Raw genomic sequence first — 17,862 nt, 5'->3', positions numbered from 1 at the left:
CCGTCCTACCGCTGATTCGGTCCGAAATTATCGCTATGGCCGCGAGGCAAACATGTCCGCAACCGCCTTCTTAAGGTCAGCGTTTGTTTGACTTCGTATCGCCTTCTGCAGGCCTGGGTCCGGGTCGTTCCACGGGAAGGAATGTGAGACTACGACATCCGTGTCCCGCAGAAGGGGATCACACTTGTTCGCACACGGGGCGCGCTCTGAATAGATCTCGGAAATGTTATCGACTCCTCCCGCCTGGTTGATCACGTCTTCTTCCGCATGTATTCCGGCTCGACCTTTGCCCATCGCCCTGCCGGTGATGATTCTCCCGTCCTTCAAAAGAGCCGACGCGTAGTTCTTGGTCGTCTTGTCACGCTCCAGGACGCGTCGGTCATGGACTGCCTTGACCAAAGGGTTTTCGGTGTCCGTGTAGTCAACCTGGGTACCCAGGTTGCTGCAGTTGTGGACCAGGACGGGGGTGTCCCCGGCCTCCACATAGTAGGTGTGGAGGGTGCCGATGGTGAGGTCATAGGTGGTGGTGTTCGCGTGGTAAAGGCGGACGCCGGCAACCTCGGCGGTGCCGGTCGGGGTCTGGAGGACGTCGCCGGCCTTCAACTCCTTGGCCTCGACGAACGCCGACTGGGTCTCGTCGTAGAACGGGTGGTGGAACGTCGTCGTCAGATGCGCGCTCTGCTCGGCCTCCGTACCGACAACGGCCTTGGTGTCCTGAGTCGAAACCGTGCTGACCGCCGCCACCGGGGCCGACGCTGACTCATGACCGTGGCCGTGGTTCGCCGCCAGCACGCCGAGCACCGCCGCCGAGGCCGCCAGGCCGAACGCCGCCTTGTGGGCCACCTTCCGGCCCAGGGACTTCGCCCCGCCCTTCGCTGTCTGCTTCGCCGCCGACTCGGTCGTCTTCTTGATGGTGAGGTCGACGAAGTCGTGGTCGGTGCGCGTCACGATCACCGCGGTGACCTTGTGAGCCTCCGTACCCGCAACACCCGGCACCGAGTTGGCGATTGTGTCGCCCACTCGCACATGGTCAATTGCTTTGGCGGTGCCGTCCGCCATGAGCACGGGTGTGGCACCAGTGAAACTGTGGCACTTGGACTGAGACTGACTCCGCGTCCCCGCCCCTTCAGACTCCGCCGCCGAAGCCGCCTCGTCCGTGGCATCCGCCGCCGCGGAATCCCCGGCCTCGGTCGCCCCCTTGCCGAACAGCCCGCCCACGACCTTCATCGCCTTGGGCGCCACCTTCGCCAGGATCTTGCCGCCGAGGCTGCCGAGCGCACCGCCGACCGCGCCGGAGACCGCGCCCTCGAGTGCGGACTCGCCGAACGCTCCCGCGCTGCAGTCGCCGCCACCGTTCTCGGCGCACTTGAAGCCCTGTTCGACCAGGGAGCCCGCCGCGCCCGCGGCAGCGGCACAGCCGATCGTGCCCAGGCCGGCCGTGAACGCCTCGCAGCCCGCGAACACCGCCGTCGACACCACGAACGACGTGATCGCAGCCGCGTGGTGCTTGACGTACGTCGCCGTCGCCTTCGCCGCCTTGACCGTCGCGTGGTACGCGGTCCGGGCGACATGGGCGACCGCCTTCGCGGCCTTCTTCACGTGGCTCGCGATCTTGTGTGCCGCCTTCTTCACCGCGTGGACCACGCGGTGCACCACGCGTGAGGCCTTGTGATACGCCGTATGCACCGCATGGACGGCCGCGTGATAGACGCGTCTGACGTGCCGCGCCGCGTAGTGGTACACGCGCCGCACCACCCGCACCGTCGCGTGGTACACGTCCCGCACATGGTGGACGATCTTGTGCGCCGCGTGCTTCACCGCGTGGACGACCTTGCGGGCCACGTGCTTGGCCGCGTGGTAGACCTTGTGCGCCACGTGGGAGACGGTGTGCTTGACCTTGTGCGCGACCTTCTTCGCACCGCACACCACGTCGTACCAGGAGCAGTTGCCCGACTCGTCCGTGCCCGCCATCGGGTTGTCGTCGACGTAGGCGAACGGGTTCGCCGCCACCGAGTTCGGCACCGCGTTGAGCGAGATGCTGTCCTTGTTGAGGAACTGGCCCGTGTCCGGGCTGTACCAGCGTGAGGCCGTGCCGACGTCGCCGGTTCCTGGTTCCGTCCAGCCGGACTGGAAGCCCAGGTGGCCCGTCACCGTGTTCGTCGGCGAGACCACCTTGCCCAGCGGGTCGTACGACGCCGAACCCGTCAGCGAGGTGGCGCCCGACGTGAACGTGCCCACCACGTCGCTGTGCAGGTCCGTCAGGGCCAGCACCCCGCTGCCGCCCGACGGCTTGACGCCGATCACGCCGCCCGACGGATCGTACGTGTACGTGTTGTCGCCGTCCGACGCGATCGTGTTGTCCGCGCCGGAGTAGGCGAACGTGCGCGTGGACTGCGCCGTCGTGTCCGTGTCCGTGATGTTCCGGCCCAGGGCGTCCAGCGTGTAGGACTGCGTGCCGGCCGCGATCTGGCTGCCGAACGCGTCCGTCTTGTACGCCACCGAACCCGACGTCTGCGACTCCTGCGTCATCGTGCCGCGCGCGGAGTAGTCGTAGGTGTGGGTGCCGTCCGAGGTCAGCTCGTCACGGGCGTCGTAGGTGTAGACATCCGAGCCGTTGCGGATGCGGTTGCCCGAGGCGTCGTACGCGTAACTCTTCGTCGTCGAACCGTTGTTCCACGACGTCAGGCGGTCCGACCAGTCGTACGTGTACGTGTTCGACGAGGCGCCGGACACACCCGTCGTCGCCTTCGACGTCAGGTTGCCGTTGTTGTCGTAGCCGTACGAGAAGCTCGCCAGCGTCGACGCGCCCTGGACCAGGACGTCGCTCGTCAGCTCGTGCGAGCTGTTGTAGCCGAACGTGCGGGTCTGGCCCGTCGAGCCGTACTTGACCGTTTTCAGATCGTTCAACTGGTCGTAGGTGTAGGTGAGTTGGGTGCCTGTCGCCGCGTCGTTCAGGGACGACAGACGGCCCGCCGTGTCGTAGCCGTACGACGTCGTGCCCGCCGCGTCCGTCCGCGTCAGCATCGACGCGTCGTTGTTGTACGTGAAGTTGGAGGAGCCTGCCGAGCCCGAGGCCGTGAGGACGTCACCCCTGTCGTCGTAGGTGAACGCGTCGTGCGTGGCGGCCTGGTGGTCCACCGCGCCCGCGATGCCCGCCTCGTCCGTGTCCGCCGACAGGACCCGGCCGTCCGCGTCGTAGTTGAAGCTGCGCTTCGCCGTCTCCGCGTCGGCGCCCGCGCCGGACATCGTCTTCAGCTGGCCGTTGACGTCGTACGTCATCGACGTCGTGACGCCACCCGGAAGAGTGGCCGTCGTCAGCTGACCGTCCGCGTCGTAGGCGAAGGTCGTCGTCGAGTCGGCGGCCGAGGTGTACTTGTCGGTCGTGGGCTCGACCACCTTCTCCTGCTGGCCCCACGGCGTGTACGTGTAGCGCCAGGAGTTGCCGCGGCCGTCGGTGAAGCGCGTGCGGTTGCCCGCCGCGTCGTAGCCGAAGGTCGTGGTGATCGACGTCGAGGCGTCCACCGGCTCGACCTGCTGCGTGATCGCGCCCGACGCGTCGTACGTCCAGCGCGTGGTGTGCTGGTTGGCGTCCGTGGACGCGACCATGTTGCCCACACCGTCGTACTGCTGCGAGGTCTCCGACAGCTTGGTGCCGCTCGCGTCGAACTCGCGCGTCGCCGTCGGGTCGTCCGAGGCGTTGTAGTCCGTCTCGGTCCAGGTGCCGTCCGCCAGCGTCGTCTTCGTCGTGTTGCCCTCGAAGTCGTAGCCGTAGCGGGTCGTGTTGCCCGCGCCGTCCGTGACCGAGGTGATGTCACCGGCCCGGTTGTAGGCGTATGTGTTCGTGACACCGCCCGGCGTGGTCGTCGACGCGGTGTGGGCGCCGTACGGGTTGCCGGTCGTGACCGCGTACGAGTTCGTCGTCGTCAGCGTCCTCGTCGACGGGTAGCGCTCCATCGTCGTCGAGGTCAGCTGGCGGCCCATGAAGTCGTAGGTCGCCTGGGTCTGCGCGCCCGCCGCGTCCGTCGCCGACAGCTGCTCGCCGTCGGTGTCGTACAGCGCGTGCGTCTTGGTGCCGTCGGGCGCCGTGATCTGGGCGAGGTTGCCCATCTGGTCGTAGAGGTACGAGGTGGTCTTGCCGCTCGGGCTGATCTCGTCGGTCTGGTTGCCCTCGCTGTCGTACTTCCAGACCGTGGTGCCCGCGTTGGGCGTCGAGGCGCCCGCGGGGGTGTACGAGGGGAGCGCCTCGGAGACCTTGTTGCCGTTGGCGTCGTACGCCGTGGTCGTCACCAGGCCGTTCGGGTCCTCCTCCTCGACGCCCTCGCCGAAGGTGTTGAAGCCGCTGGTGGTGACGGGGTGGACGGTCGCCGCCGTGGTGCCGTCCGGCTCGGACTGGACGGCGGGCGCGGTGGAGACCGCGAGGTTGCCGGCCTCGTCGTAGGCGTACGTCGTGGTGTTCTGCTCGGCGTCCGTCGTGGACGTCGGCAGGCCCCGCTTGTCGTAGGTGTACTTGGTGGTCTGCTCGGTGGAGGAGCCGACCGTGCCGCCCGTGCGGCCCTTGCCGTAGAGCGAGGTGACGTCGGTCGCGGACAGGGCCCGCTGGTAGACCTGCACGTCACCGACCGAACCGGCGACGACGTCGCTCGTCGTGCCGTCCGCCTTCTCGGTGCCGCCGATGGAGAGCGGTCCGGTGCCCGTCCAGGGCGCGGTGTTGGTACCCGAGCCCGCCTGGGCGCCGTTGACGTACAGCTTCATCGAGCCGGTCGTCGAGTCGAAGACGCCGACCAGGTGCGTCCAGGTGTTCAGCGTGGGTGCCGCGGTGGCGGTGGCGTCGTAGAACGCGGTCGGGGAGGCCACGTCGGCGTTGGCCGCGTGGAAGCGGTACGCGTTGTCGGCCTTCGAGTACTGCAGGTAGAAGGAGGCCCGGTTGGTGCCGCCCTGCGCGACGAAGGTGCGGTAGGTGGAGGTGTCGCTGAGGTTGACCCAGGCGGAGACCGTGTAGGAGGCGGTGGTGTCCAGGGCCGGGCCGGTGGTGTCGATGACGTTGCCGGTGCCGGTGGTGGTGCCCGCGAACTTCGCCGCGCTGTCCGACCAGGTCACGCCCGATCCGGCGGTGGCGGTGTTGCCGGTGCCGGAGGAGTCGGTGATGTTGGTGCCGGAGTCCTGGTTGAGCTTCCACCAGCCGGCCGGGTGCCCGGAGGCGTCCCCGTACAGCGTCTCGCTGAGCACGTTGCCCATGGCGTCGTACGTGCTGGTGGTGGTGCGGTCGTAGCCCGTGGCGTCGTGGTCGTTCTCGCTCGCGACCTGGTCGTCCGGGGTGTACGAGACCGTGGAGACGCGGTCCACGCCGGTCGGGTCGACCGTGGTGGAGGTGGTGCGGGAGGCCGCGTCGACCTTGTAGTTGGTGACGGTCTCGCCGTTGTCGGAGGTCGAGGTGAGCAGGTTCCCGGCGGCGTCGTAGGTGTCCGACTCCAGGACGTAGCTCTTCGTGCCGTCGGAGCTGGTCCGCTTCACCGCGGCGGTCAGACCGTCGTCCAGGTAGGTGTACGAGGTGGCGTTGCCCATCGCGTCGGTCACCGACTGGAGGCGGCCGGCCGGGTCGTAGGCGCGCGAGGACTCCGTGAGCAGGGTCGCGGTCCCCGGGTTGACCGGGTCACCGGTGTACATCAGGGCCTGCGTGAGCAGGTTGCCGTTGTCGTCGTACGTGTAGCGGGTCTCGTTGCCCGCCGAGGTGACTTCCTTGGTCTTGTTGCCCTGGTTGTCGTAGGTGTACGTGGTCGTGTTGCCGTTGCTCGCACCCGCGACCGCGTTGGCGTCCGACTCGGTCAGCAGGTGGTCGTAGGCGTCGTAGGTCTGCGTCTCGGTGCGCGCGGTGTCGCCGCCGCTCGCGTCGGCGACGGTCTGCGAGGTGACGTTGCCGTCCTCGTCGTAGACGGTCGAGGAGACGGCGGCGTGGGTGGCGCCGGTGACGCGGTCGGTGAGCTGCGGGTCGTGCTCCTCGGTGACCTGGCCGTTCAGGTCGTACTTGTACGAGGTGGTCAGACCGTTCGGGTAGGTGTCCGAGACGACGTTCTGGCTGAGGACCTGGCCGAGGCCGTCATAGGTGTAGGTCGTCGCCAGACCGATGGCGTCGGTGGTCGAGGCGACGTCGCCGTTCTTGAAGTACGCCACCTGGTTGACCGCGCCGCCGGGGCTGATCGTCTTCACCGGCAGGCCCTTGGGCACCACTCCGCCGTCGGCGGACGGGTAGGTGCTGGTGCCGTCGCTGTAGACGGTCGTGGTGGTGCGGCCCTTGGGGAATCCGGGGACGGCCGGGCCGGTGATACCGGTCTGGTTGCCCTGCGCGTCGTACACGTACGAGGTCAGGTAGGTGTTGTCGGTCGCCGAAGCCGAACGGCCGTCGCGCTCGGTCAGCAGCTGGTCGTTGCGCGGGTCGGTCGTCGTCAGCTGGGCCGTGGTGTCGTCCGGGTAGTACGTGTAGTACTCGGTCGAGCACTTGTTCGCGGACTCGTCCTGGCAGGCGGTCGAGGAGACGATGTTGCCGCGCACGTCGTGACCGGTGATGTTCATCGAGCCGTTGGGGTCGGTGACCGTGTGCTCGAAACCGGCGGAGTCGTAGCCGAAGCTCGTCTTGTTGCCGAGGCCGTCGGTCTCGGTCAGCGCCCGGTTGCCGTTGTCGACGTCGTAGGTGTAGGTGAGCGTGGCGTTCGCCGGCGAGGTCACCTTGACCGTCTCCACCGGGAGCAGACCGGTGGAGTTCTTCGCGGCCTCCCACTGCTGGGCCACGTCCGCCGCGGCCAGCTGGGAGCGGTAGACGGCGACCTCGGCGATGGAACCCTTGAAGTAGGTGGCGTAACCGGTGTTGCTGGTGGTGCTGGTGTGCGACTCGTCGGGCCAGTTGCCGCCGATGAAGCCCGCGCCGACGTACTGGTTGGTCTGGACGCTCATCGCGGCCGTGCCGGTCTGCGAGGCCACCAGCGCGTCGTCGAGGTACAGCGCCTGGCTGTCGGATGCCGTCGACAGCACGACGTGGTGCCACTTGCCGTCGGTCACCGCGGCGGCGGAGCCGATGGGTTTGGTGGATCCGCCGGAGAAGTAGAACTCGCCGTACAGCTTTCCGCTGCTGCCGACATAGAGGACGGGCGTGTAGTTGCCGGTGGTGGTGCCTGAGCTCAGCGGGTCCTTGGACGCGCCGAGCAGCACGCCGTTCGCCATGGAGGTCTTGAACCACATACTGACCGACTCGGCGCCCGCGCCGGGCAGGATGCCGCTGGGCAGCGCCATGGACGAGGTGCTGCCGTCGAACGTCGCGGCCTTCTGATCGCTGAACGGTCCCGTCGCGCCGAGCGTCACCGCGCTGTACGTGCCGTTGCCGCCGCGCACCTCGTCGACCGCGGTGGTCGCGCCGGCCGCCTCGCCGAGACGGAAGTAGCCCGCGGGCGCCGCGCCGAGGACCGCGCCCCGGTAGGTCTGGCTGGAGCCGGTGACCGTGGGCGCCCCGAGCTTCCAGACGCCGCCGTTCTCGTCGGTGAGCTGGGTGAGGGTGGTGGTGCCCGGGTCGTACTGCATCGCCGCGTACGTCTTGCCGGACGGCCGGGTGATGGAGGTCAGCAGGCTCGCCGCGTGGGTGCCGTACTGGTAGAGGGCGTTGACGTCGGCGGCGACCAGCGGGCGGCCGTACCAGGCGGCGTCCGCGACCGAGCCGTTGAAGTAGGTGGCGTAGCCGGTCTTCTCGCTGGAGCTCTGGTGCGGCTCGTCGGGCCAGTTGCCGCCGAGGAAGCCGGTGCCGAGGTAGTTGAAGGACTGGTTCTTGCCGAAGGCGACCGCGCTCTGGATGGAGACGGTGCCGGTGCGCGAGCCGATCTTCGCGTTGTCGACGTACAGCGTCTGCGAGTTGCCCGCGGCCGACAGCACCACGTGGTGCCACCTGCCGTCGGCGACCGACGCGGTCGTGACGATCGGGTTGATGCCGCCGCTGTACCAGAACTCGGCGTTCAGCTTGCCGTCGGTGCCGACGTAGATCGAGGGGGTGTAGAAGCCCGCGGCCTGTCCGGAGCCGATGGGCTGGGAGGCGTACGAGTACAGGACGCCGGGGCCCGCGGAGGTCTTGAACCAGAGCGAGAGCGCGCCGGAGTCGGTGTCGTTGCCGGTGTTCTTCGGCAGCGAGACGTCGGAGGAGGTGCCGTTGAAGGTGGCGACGGTGGAGGAGGAGCCGGTGAGCGGGCCACCGCTCTGGCCCGTCGTCACGTTCTCGTAGGTCGCGTTGTCGGTGCCCTCGCCTGCGAGGACGGCGTCCTTGGCGGTCGTCGCGCCTGAGGCCTCCGACAGCGGCCACATGGCGTGCGGGTCGAGGTCGAGCGAGGCGTTCTGGTACTGCGAGCCGCTCGTGTAGCCGTACGTCGTGCACTTGGTCGACGACAGCGGCGAGCACACCTTGGTGAGCTGGTCGCCGGTGTAGCCGTACGTCCAGGTCTGCGCGGTGGAGGAGTCCCCCGCGGTGACCGGGTCGGTGACGACGGTCGCGACGTGCGCGGCCAGCGCGCCGGTCGGCGTGGACCAGGTCAGGTTGAGGGAGCGCGAGGAGACAGCGGACGTCATCTTCGTGATGTGGCCGCTGGTCCAGGTGAAGGTGATGGACCGCCCGTTGGCGTCCGTCACGGAGAGCAGACCGTAGGCGCCCGACCCCAGGGACTGGGTGAACGTGTAGACCGTGTCGTCCTTGTCGGTCAGCTTGTAGCCGCCGCCCGTGACCGTGGTGAAGGTGGCGAACCGCCCGTTGCCCGGGGCGAACGTGCCGTCGCTGTTCTTGCCGTACCCGACCTGCGAACCGTCCGGGTAGGTGACGTTGACACTGGAGACCGCGCCCGACGCCGTGTACTGCTCGGTCGCCCGCGCGTCGAAGATGCTCGACCAGCCGGACCCGAACGCGCCGGTCCAGCGCGGGTCGCGGGAGTTGTAGTCGCGCTCCACGTCCAGCGAGGGGCCGACGGTGGAGATCGAGGCGTCGGTGTCGGAGGTGGTGTAGTTGCCGATCGACGCGTCGAAGCCGTGGTCGCTGCTGTTCTGCGACAGACCCGAGGTGATCACGGGTTGCGGCACTTGGACCGAGAGCGCGTACGGATCCGCCGTGGAATAAAGGGCCGTCGTCGAGTCGTACGCCTGAACGGTCCACGTGTAGTTCTTGCCCCAGGCCAGTTTGCCCGCCGGGACCGTCCAGTCGCCGGTGGAGATCAGACCGGACGTGGCGACCTGGGTGTTGGTCGCGTCGTAGACCTTGAAGACGTACTGGCCGGCGCTGCCGCTGGAGTTGGCGCCGCCCGCCCAGGCGGTCAGCTCGGGGGTGGTGGTGCCCACGACCGCGTTGTCGGCGGGGAACTGCTCGTACAGCTGCGGCGCCGTGTTGCCCGTGTAGGTGACCACGATGTACGGGCCGAGCCCGGGGTCGTTGAAGGAGCCGAACTGCTTCCAGTGCAGGGCGTCGGTGGTCGACGCGTAGATCGCCAGGCCGTAGTCGGCGGTGGTGCCGCTCATCCAGCCCTGGATGGCGGACGTGGACAGGGAGACGGTCACGTTGTCGCCGACGGTGCGGTCGGCGCCGGTGTTGGCGCAGGCGTTGGGCACGCTCGGCGTCGCGTTGCCGATCGAGGAGCCGTACGTCGGCCCCGGGTAGCTGGTGACGCCCTCCGGGGTCCAGGCCTTCGTCACCAGCGCGACGTCGAAACGCTCGGCGGTGCAGGTGGAGGCCCAGGTGTCGAAGAGGTGCAGGGACGCGGAGGAGACGGTGACGCCGCTGCCGTCCCAGGCGGTGTCCCAGTGGTTGACGTAGCTGACCGCGGAGTGGGTGCCGGAGTCGTAGGAGCCGACCTTGACGGTCTGCTCGTAGGAGTGGTCGCCCGCGGCGCCGGACTCGGCGTAGGTGGTGGTCCAGCCGTCCGTGACCTGCGGGTCGACGGTGACCGGGAAGACGCGGCGCGCATCGTGCAGCCAGCTGTCGTCGAGGGTCACCTTCAGCGCGTAGCCGTCCTTGTCGTGGACGAGCTCGGTGCTGACGTCGTGGGTGGTGGCCGGGTCCCCGGAGCGCGGGTTCACCTTCGAGTCGTAGGCGTACGACGAGGGGACGCGCTCGACGGTCTTGCCGGTGGAGTCACGCAGGTCGATCGACCCACTCTTGGTCTGGACGGGCGTGAGGCCCTTGAGGTCCAGGGGGAAGGTCCAGCTGTTCCCCGCGTCCGCGGAACGCAGGACGACCGCGTCCTTGACGCCGGTCGCGGTGGGGGCGACCTGGAGGTCGGTGTCCGTCAGGACGTTCTCGTACGTGACGCGCGAGCCGTCCACCGCGCCCTTGACGGAGGCCGCGCCCTTGAGTCCGTATGCGACGGAGTGGGCGCTGTCGGTGGCGAAGGAGACGAGGCCGGAGTCACTGGCCTTGGCGCCGAAGTCGACGCCGACGGAGTTGGCCTTCTCGTGCCAGCGACCGTCCGGACCCGCTCTCACGTCCACATCGATCGGCGCCCATCTCCCCTTCCCCACCTGATAGTTGACGGGCGTCGGGGATATTCGGCGAGTGGTGCTGCCGTCGGCGTTGTCGTAGACGGTGTCGGTGCGCGAGGACTTGGCCGCGTTGCGCTTGCTGGTCTTGGGGTTGTAGGTGCCGCCGCCGCGGCTCTTGCCCTGCTGAACGGCGGGCTTGTGCGGCTGGTAGGCGGCGAGCTCGCCCTTGCCCTTGCCCGGCGCCCTGCCCACGCCGCGCTTGGCGTCGGTCGTCTTCGCGGAGACGTGGTGGGCGTGTCCGGCCGCGGTGCCCGACTGCTGGTGCGGGATCCGGCCCCAGTGCGGGTCCTGGAACCAGGCCACCACGGAGGACAGACTCGGCATCGAGAGGGACACATGGCCCAACTCGCGGCCGTCGGCCACCGCCTGCTGGGTCGTCAGCATCAGTGCGAGCGCCGTCAGGGCGACCATGGCCACCTGCCGCCGGATGCGGTGCATACGGCTGACGGGACGGCGGGGCTGGCGGGAACGGCGGGCAGGCCGAATGCGCACGGCTTCGACTCCAACAGTCAGGAGAGATCAGACAGGGGAAACGCGCAGGAGAAGCACAGAAACCCGCTGATCTTGACTGTTGTGAACATGCCGTGGACAGGCCCGAGGAAGGTTCTTGGCCTTAGCTTGACCGGCTCTTGCTGAACCAAGTCGACTTGTTTGGACTCGCCCCTTTGCTTCTTGTGAACTTCTTTGCGGGTTCCTCACTTTCTTGATGGATTCTCGTCATCTCGCCCTTGTGTCGGCCGACATGAAACAGCGTCAGTTCGCGCTGAACCGCTTCGGCGCCTGGGTCGGGTTGCCGCCCGAGGGGAGCTTCTGGCCGGGGCACTCGGAGAGCACCTTCTTCATCGCGGCCTTCTCCCCGCCGGTGACCCACAACCCGTACTTCTTCTTCACGGCCACCTGCGCGGCCACATACGTGCAGCGGTACCCCTTGTTGGGCGGGAGCCAGGTCGCGGTGTCGCCGTCGCCCTTGCTGCGGTTGGTGCTCGCGTCGACGGACAGCAGGTTGAGCGGGTCGTTGGCCAGCGCTATCCGCTTGCTCGCGTCCCAGTACTTGGCGCCCTTCTGCCAGGCGTCCGAGAGTGCGACGAGGTGGTCTATGTCCACCAGGCTGCGGCCGCGCTTGTACGTCACTTCCTTGCCGGAGTACGGGTCGGGTTCGAGCGCCCCGGAGACCACCTTGCAGGTGCCACCGGTGAACTTCACGTTCTTCAGGTCCCGCTTGAGGATGTCGTCGCGGGTGTCGCACTTGTTGGAGTCCGTGTCGGCCCAGGCCGTGCCGAACCTCGCCCTGCTGTAGCCCGTCTTGGGGGCGCGCCCCTTGACGGTCAGCGAGTCCACGGCGGTGAGCGCGGCGCCGCCGGCCACCGTGCCCTGCGGGCCGGCGGAGCCCGTGGTCTCCTTCTTGCAGCCGCTGATCCCCGCGCCGACGACGAACAGCACCACTGCGGCAGCCGCCGCCCCACCCCTCAGACGCACCACGACGCCCCTCCCCTTTGTTCCCCGGGTCCGCCCTGCACAGGGCGCGTTTCCCTGGTGCCCACGGTAGCGGCGGGCATGCCCAGCCCATACCCTCCTCCAACGGGCAATAGGTGCACGCCGGGCGTATCGTCGGTGGTGACACACCTCCGGAAGGAGTTCCTGCATGGGCATCTTCGACAGATTCAAGGATCAGGCGAAGTCCAAGCGCAAGGACATGTCCGACGCCGGGGAACGGGAGATCAACGAGAAGACGGGCAACAAGTACACGGACCAGGTCGACGACGCCCAGCAGAAGATCGAGGGCGCGATGGGCATGGACCGCGAACCGACCGACCGGCCCGATCAGCCGTAGACGCCCGATCAGCCGTAGTCGCGGAGACGCGCGAGGCACGACACACCCACCGATCGACCGTGACACCGAGGCCGTCCGCGAAGCCCCACTCCCGCGGGCGGCTTCACTTGCGCCGCCCGGCGACGCACGCTCTCACGCCCGCACACTCTCGCCCCCGTGCCCTCCCTCACGCCCTCCCCCTCACACCTTCCCGATCCCCAACGTGGACTCCGAAGGCAGCAGTCCCGAACCCAGCACCGCGACCCAGAACTCGCCGAGCAGCTCGGTCAGTCGGCTCCGCTCGGCCGGGGTGAGGGCGAGCCAGGGGGCGGCGGCCAGTTCGTCCGTGTGGCGTTCGACCTCGGCACGGAGTTCGCGGCCCGCGGGTGTGGCGGTACCGGATTCGGTCACGAGGCCGCGCGCGGCGAGGCGTTCACGGGCGGCGCTCCACTCCTGCGGGCTCCAGCCACGGCTCTCGAAGCGCTCGACGGAGGCCGCACCGATCGCCGCGAAGGACACGAGCGCTTCGACGGGGTCGAGCCCGGCGACGAGCAGCGCCGCGAGGTGACCGTCGCCCCGGTGCTCGCGCAGGATCGTCGCCGCATGCCACAACTGGAGGTGCGGGGCGGCCGGCCACGCCGGCTCCGCGTTGGCCGCGGCCATGGGCCGACCCGCGGTGTTCGCGGCCTCGGCGGCACGGCGCAACAGCCCTGCGGCCTCGACGAGTTCGGGGCTCGCCGCGCGGTCGCCGAATATCGCGCGGTACGCCCGGTCCATGCCCCGCTCCCTCGCCTTCAGCACATCCGCGGGGCTCGCGGTGTCCCACGCGGAGTCCATGTGCGCGGCGACCATGCGCGGGCTGAAGCTGTAGAAGGCGGACGACACGCGTTCACTCCCGACCGCCCCCAACGGCGCGGCACGGAAGGGGAAGTAGGTCGGCCAGCGGTCCTCCGCCGACCCGGCGTACCCGAGCGCGGCCGACTCCTCGAAGACCTCCGGCGCGTAGTAGAGCACCGCGTGCAGAGGCTCCAGCAGATGCCACAGCCGACGCACCTCGCCGAGCTCGATCCCGAACTCGATCCCGGTCCCCACCCCTGTCCTGATCCCGGTCTCCATACCGACAGCCCCGTCCCCCTGAACCATCCCGGCCACCTCACTACCGTGCTCCGACATGACGAACCCCCTCGTCCCGTTCCCACCCATGCGACAACTTGACACTGACAAGATTGCCCGAACCCGCCGAACTTGTCAATGCCTAGATTCCGCGTACGCTGATGACCATGGAGACCGCGAAGACCACTCCCGAACGCCCCTATCACCACGGCGATCTGCGTCGCGCGATCCTGAGCGCCGCGCTCGACGTCATCGCCGCCGAAGGCCCGTCCGCGCTGAGTCTGCGCGACCTGGCCCGCCGGGCAGGCGTCTCGCACGCGGCTCCGGCCCACCACTTCAAGGACCGCACCGGCCTGCTCACGGCGATCGCGGCCGAGGGCCACGCGCTGCTGTCGGCCGCGCTCACCGAGGCCACGGACCTACGGGACGCGGGCGTCCACTACGTACGTTTCGCGCGTGAGCACCCGGCGCACTTCCAGGTGATGTTCACGCCGGAGCTGCTGCGCGAGAACGACCTGGAGCTGACCACGGCCCGCGCCCTGACCGCGGACCGCCTGCGCCGGGCCGTCTCCGACCGGGTGCCGGAACCCGGCACCGACCCCCGCCTCGCCGGAGTCGCCGCCTGGTCCCTGGCCCACGGCTTCGCCACGCTGCTCCTCGGCCACAACCTGGACGCCGCGGTCGGCGACCAGGACCCCGAGGAGGTCTTCCGCACCCTGACGGGAATGCTGTTCCAGCCACCGTCGGCGCAAGCCTGAGGTTCGCCCTCTACGACCCGAGAATCGTCGCCAGGAACTCCCCGGTCCACCCCAACAACTCCCGCCCGACCAACGGCTTCCCGCCCACCTTCGCCGTCTTCGGGCGGGGCACCAGGAGCTGGTGGGCGGCCGGCTTGATGACCGTGCCCGGGTAGAGCCGCTTGAGGCGCAGTTCCTGGGACTCTCGCAACTCCGCCGGTGCGAAGCGGATGTTGTTGCCCTGAAGCACGACCTCGCCGACACCGCACGCCCGCGCGAGCATCCGCAGGCCCGCGACGAGCAGCAGGTTCTCCACCGGCTCGGGCAGCTTGCCGTAGCGGTCGGTGAGTTCCTCGCGTACGGCCTTGACGTCCTCCTCCGTGTTGGCGGAGGCGATGGCGCGGTAGGCCTGCAGACGCAGCCGCTCACCCGGCGCGTAGTCGTGCGGGACGTGCGCGTCGACCGGCAGCTCGATCTTGACCTCCAGGGGCGGCTCCTCCTCGACTCCGCCTTCCAGGGAGGCCCGGTAGTCCGCGACCGCCTCGCCGACCATACGGACGTACAGGTCGAAGCCGACGCCCGCGATGTGACCCGACTGCTCGCCGCCGAGCAGATTGCCCGCGCCGCGGATCTCCAGGTCCTTCATCGCCACGTACATGCCCGCGCCCATCTCCGTGTGCTGGGCGATGGTCGCGAGCCGCTCGTGCGCGGTCTCCGTCAGGGGCTTCTCCGGCGGGTACAGGAAGTAGGCGTAGCCGCGCTCACGGCCTCGGCCCACCCGGCCGCGCAGCTGGTGCAGCTGCGAGAGGCCGAAGTTGTCGCCGCGCTCCACGATCAGCGTGTTGGCGTTGGAGATGTCGATGCCGGATTCGACGATCGTGGTCGACACGAGCACGTCGAACCGCTTCTCCCAGAAGTCGACGACCACCTGCTCCAGAGCCTGCTCGCCCATCTGGCCGTGCGCCGTCGCGATACGCGCCTCGGGGATGATCTCACGCAGCCGCGCCGCCGCCCGGTCGATCGACTCGACCCGGTTGTGGATGTAGAAGACCTGGCCCTCGCGCAGCAGTTCACGGCGGACGGCCGCGCCGATCTGCTTCTCCTCGTACGGGCCGACGAAGGTCAGCACCGGGTGCCGCTCCTCCGGCGGGGTGGTGATCGTGGACATCTCCCGGATGCCCGTCACCGCCATTTCGAGCGTACGGGGAATGGGGGTGGCGGACATCGTCAGGACGTCCACGTTGGCGCGCAGCTTCTTCAGCTGCTCCTTGTGCTCGACGCCGAAGCGCTGCTCCTCGTCGACGATGACCAGGCCCAGGTCCTTGAACTTGGTCTCGGCGGAGAACAGCCGGTGGGTGCCGATGACGACGTCCACCGCGCCGTCCCGCAGGCCCTCCAGGACGGACTTCGCCTCCGTGTCGGTCTGGAAGCGGGACAGGGCGCGGACGTTCACCGGGAACTGCGAGTAGCGCTCGGAGAAGGTCCCGAAGTGCTGCTGCACCAGCAGCGTCGTCGGCACCAGGACCGCGACCTGTTTGCCGTCCTGCACCGCCTTGAAGGCCGCGCGGACCGCGATCTCCGTCTTGCCGTAGCCGACGTCGCCGCAGACCAGGCGGTCCATCGGGACCGTCTTCTCCATGTCCTCCTTGACCTCGGCGATGGTCGTGAGCTGGTCGGGGGTCTCCGCGTACGGGAAGGCGTCCTCGAGTTCGCGCTGCCAAGGGGTGTCGGATCCGAAGGCATGGCCGGGGGCCGCCATGCGCGCGCTGTACAGCTTGATCAGGTCCGCCGCGATCTCCTTGACCGCCTTCTTGGCGCGCGCCTTGGTCTTCGTCCAGTCGGCGCCGCCCAGGCGGTGCAGGGTGGGGGCCTCGCCGCCGACGTACTTGGTGATCTGTTCCAGCTGGTCGGTGGGGATGTAGAGGCGGTCGCCGGGCTGGCCGCGCTTGGCCGGGGCGTACTCCACCACCAGGTATTCGCGAGTCGCGCCCTGGACGGTCCGCTGCACCATCTCGATGTAGCGGCCGACACCGTGCTGCTCGTGCACGATGTAGTCGCCCGCTTCGAGCGTGAGGGGATCGATCGTCTTGCGGCGGCGGGCCGGCATGCGCGCGCCGTCCTTGCCGGCCGCCTTCTGGCCGGAGAGGTCGGTCTCCGTGAGGACGGCGAGCTTGAGCGCCGGGTCCACGAAGCCGTAGTCGATCGAACCGCAGGCGACCTGCACCACGGCGGGCGTCAGCTCGGTCAGCTCCGCGTCGAGGCGGGCCGCGATGCCCTCGCCGCCGAGGACCTCGACGGTACGGGCGGCGGGGCCGTGCGCCTCGGTGACGTACACCGTGCGCCAGCTGTCCGCGAGCCAGCCCTTGGTGTCGGCGAGCGCCCTGGCCGTGTCGCCGCGGTAGGTCTCGGGGGCGTGCATGCCGAGCTTGAGGGTGTCCGCGTCCAGTTCCTCGTCGGCCGCGAACGGCGACACCGACCACCACATCATGTCCAGCTCGCGGGCCCGGTCGCGGACGTCCGCGATGGCCCACAAGGAGGCCGCGCCGACGTCGATGGGGGCCTCGCCGCCCCCGGCCGTCGCCGCCCAGGACGCCTGCAGGAACTCCTGCGAGGTCGCCACCAGGTCCGCGGCCCGCGTCCGCACCCGCTCCGGGTCGCAGACGACGGCCATCGAGCCCTTGGGCAGGACGTCGAGCAGCAGTTCCATGTCGTCGACGAGGACCGGAGCCAGTGACTCCATGCCTTCCACGGCGATGCCCTCGGCGATCTTGCCGAGCAGTTCGCCCAGCTCGGGGTGTTCCTCGGCGAGCCGGGCCGCCCGCTCCCGCACCTCGTCCGTCAGGAGCAGCTCGCGGCAGGGCGGCGCCCACAGTCCGTGGTCGGCGACCTCGAGTGAGCGCTGGTCGGCGACCTTGAAGTAACGGATCTCCTCGACGTCGTCGCCCCAGAACTCCACCCTCAGGGGGTGCTCCTCGGTGGGCGGGAAGACGTCCAGGATGCCGCCGCGTACGGCGAACTCGCCGCGCTTCTCGACGAGCTCGACCCGGGAGTACGCGGCTGCCGCGAGCGCCTCGACGATCCCGCCCAGGTCGGCGCTCTGGCCCGTCCGCAGCGCGACCGGCTCCAGGTCTCCCAGGCCCTTGACCTGCGGTTGCAGCACCGAGCGTACCGGGGCGACGACGACCGACACCGGGCCGGTCTCGGGGTCGTCGGGGCGCGGGTGCGCCAGGCGGCGCAGCACGGCGAGACGGCGGCCGACGGTGTCCGAGCGGGGGGACAGCCGCTCGTGCGGGAGCGTCTCCCACGAGGGGTACTCCGCGACGGTGTCGGGCGGGAGGAGGGACCTGAGCGCCGCGGCCAGGTCCTCGGCCTCGCGTCCCGTCGCCGTCACGGCCAGGACGGGGCGGCCGGCGTCGCGGGCCAGGGCCGCCACCGCGAAGGGGCGGGCGGCGGGCGGGCCGACCAGGTCGATGTGCATCCGGTTGCCGTCGGTGGCGGCCTTCACCGCTTCCGCGAGGGCGGCGTCCTTGACGACGGCGTCGAGCAGACCGTGCAGGCTCATGAAGGGCTTCCATCCCGGAGAGAGGGCAACGCGAACCGCCCGACACGTCTCGACGGGCCGGGGTTGTCCAGCCTACGACGGCGCCGCGCTCC

6 protein-coding genes are annotated in these 17,862 nt (G+C 69.2%); 2 read left to right on the top strand and 4 right to left on the bottom strand.

Annotated features, from left to right (window positions below; all coding sequences use genetic code 11):
- Positions 1-33 precede the first annotated feature (33 nt).
- Both KVT44_RS45495 and KVT44_RS45490 read right to left on the bottom strand, forming a co-directional pair.
- The gene (locus tag KVT44_RS45495) at positions 34-10,986 is read right to left on the bottom strand and encodes a LamG-like jellyroll fold domain-containing protein (RefSeq protein WP_217573970.1); all 10,953 of its coding nucleotides are present in this window, start codon (positions 10,984-10,986) and stop codon (positions 34-36) included.
- 315 nt (positions 10,987-11,301) lie between these two features.
- Entirely contained in the window at positions 11,302-12,027 is a 726-nt protein-coding gene (locus KVT44_RS45490; protein WP_217573969.1) for an HNH endonuclease family protein, read from the bottom strand.
- A 163-nt stretch (positions 12,028-12,190) separates the two neighbouring features.
- Between KVT44_RS45490 and KVT44_RS45485 the strand changes: the two genes are divergently transcribed.
- Positions 12,191-12,379: an Rv0909 family putative TA system antitoxin gene (locus KVT44_RS45485; protein ID WP_075027300.1), complete on the top strand. Its 189-nt coding sequence runs from the start codon at positions 12,191-12,193 to the stop codon at positions 12,377-12,379.
- A gap of 180 nt (positions 12,380-12,559) precedes the next feature.
- Here KVT44_RS45485 and KVT44_RS45480 read toward each other — a convergent pair whose 3' ends face one another.
- Positions 12,560-13,474, bottom strand: coding sequence for a hypothetical protein (locus KVT44_RS45480; protein ID WP_217574007.1), 915 nt, complete (start codon positions 13,472-13,474; stop codon positions 12,560-12,562).
- A gap of 158 nt (positions 13,475-13,632) precedes the next feature.
- Here KVT44_RS45480 and KVT44_RS45475 point away from each other — a divergent pair, with 158 nt between their 5' ends.
- Positions 13,633-14,229 carry a TetR/AcrR family transcriptional regulator gene (locus KVT44_RS45475; protein WP_217573968.1) on the top strand — a complete coding sequence of 199 codons (597 nt, stop codon included), beginning with the start codon at positions 13,633-13,635 and terminating at the stop codon, positions 14,227-14,229.
- Positions 14,230-14,239: 10 nt separating this feature from the next.
- On the opposite strand, the gene mfd is transcribed toward KVT44_RS45475, so the two are convergent.
- The gene (gene mfd / locus KVT44_RS45470) at positions 14,240-17,770 is read right to left on the bottom strand and encodes a transcription-repair coupling factor (protein WP_217573967.1); all 3,531 of its coding nucleotides are present in this window, start codon (positions 17,768-17,770) and stop codon (positions 14,240-14,242) included.
- Positions 17,771-17,862: the final 92 nt, after the last annotated feature.

The organism is Streptomyces sp. GbtcB7, from assembly GCF_019091445.1.
Taxonomy (GTDB): domain Bacteria; phylum Actinomycetota; class Actinomycetes; order Streptomycetales; family Streptomycetaceae; genus Streptomyces; species Streptomyces mirabilis.
The sequence above is the reverse complement of the archived record's forward strand: the minus strand, read 5'-3'. Positions and strand labels throughout refer to the sequence as shown.

Excerpts from the sequence above, each read along its gene's own strand:
- KVT44_RS45495 (WP_217573970.1), bottom strand. The coding sequence starts at position 10,986 with ATGCACCGCATCCGGCGGCAGGTGGCCATGGTCGCCCTGACGGCGCTC.
- KVT44_RS45485 (WP_075027300.1), top strand. The coding sequence starts at position 12,191 with ATGGGCATCTTCGACAGATTCAAGGATCAGGCGAAGTCCAAGCGCAAG.
- KVT44_RS45480 (WP_217574007.1), bottom strand. The coding sequence starts at position 13,474 with ATGGAGACCGGGATCAGGACAGGGGTGGGGACCGGGATCGAGTTCGGG.
- KVT44_RS45475 (WP_217573968.1), top strand. The coding sequence starts at position 13,633 with ATGACCATGGAGACCGCGAAGACCACTCCCGAACGCCCCTATCACCAC.
- mfd (WP_217573967.1), bottom strand. The coding sequence starts at position 17,770 with ATGAGCCTGCACGGTCTGCTCGACGCCGTCGTCAAGGACGCCGCCCTC.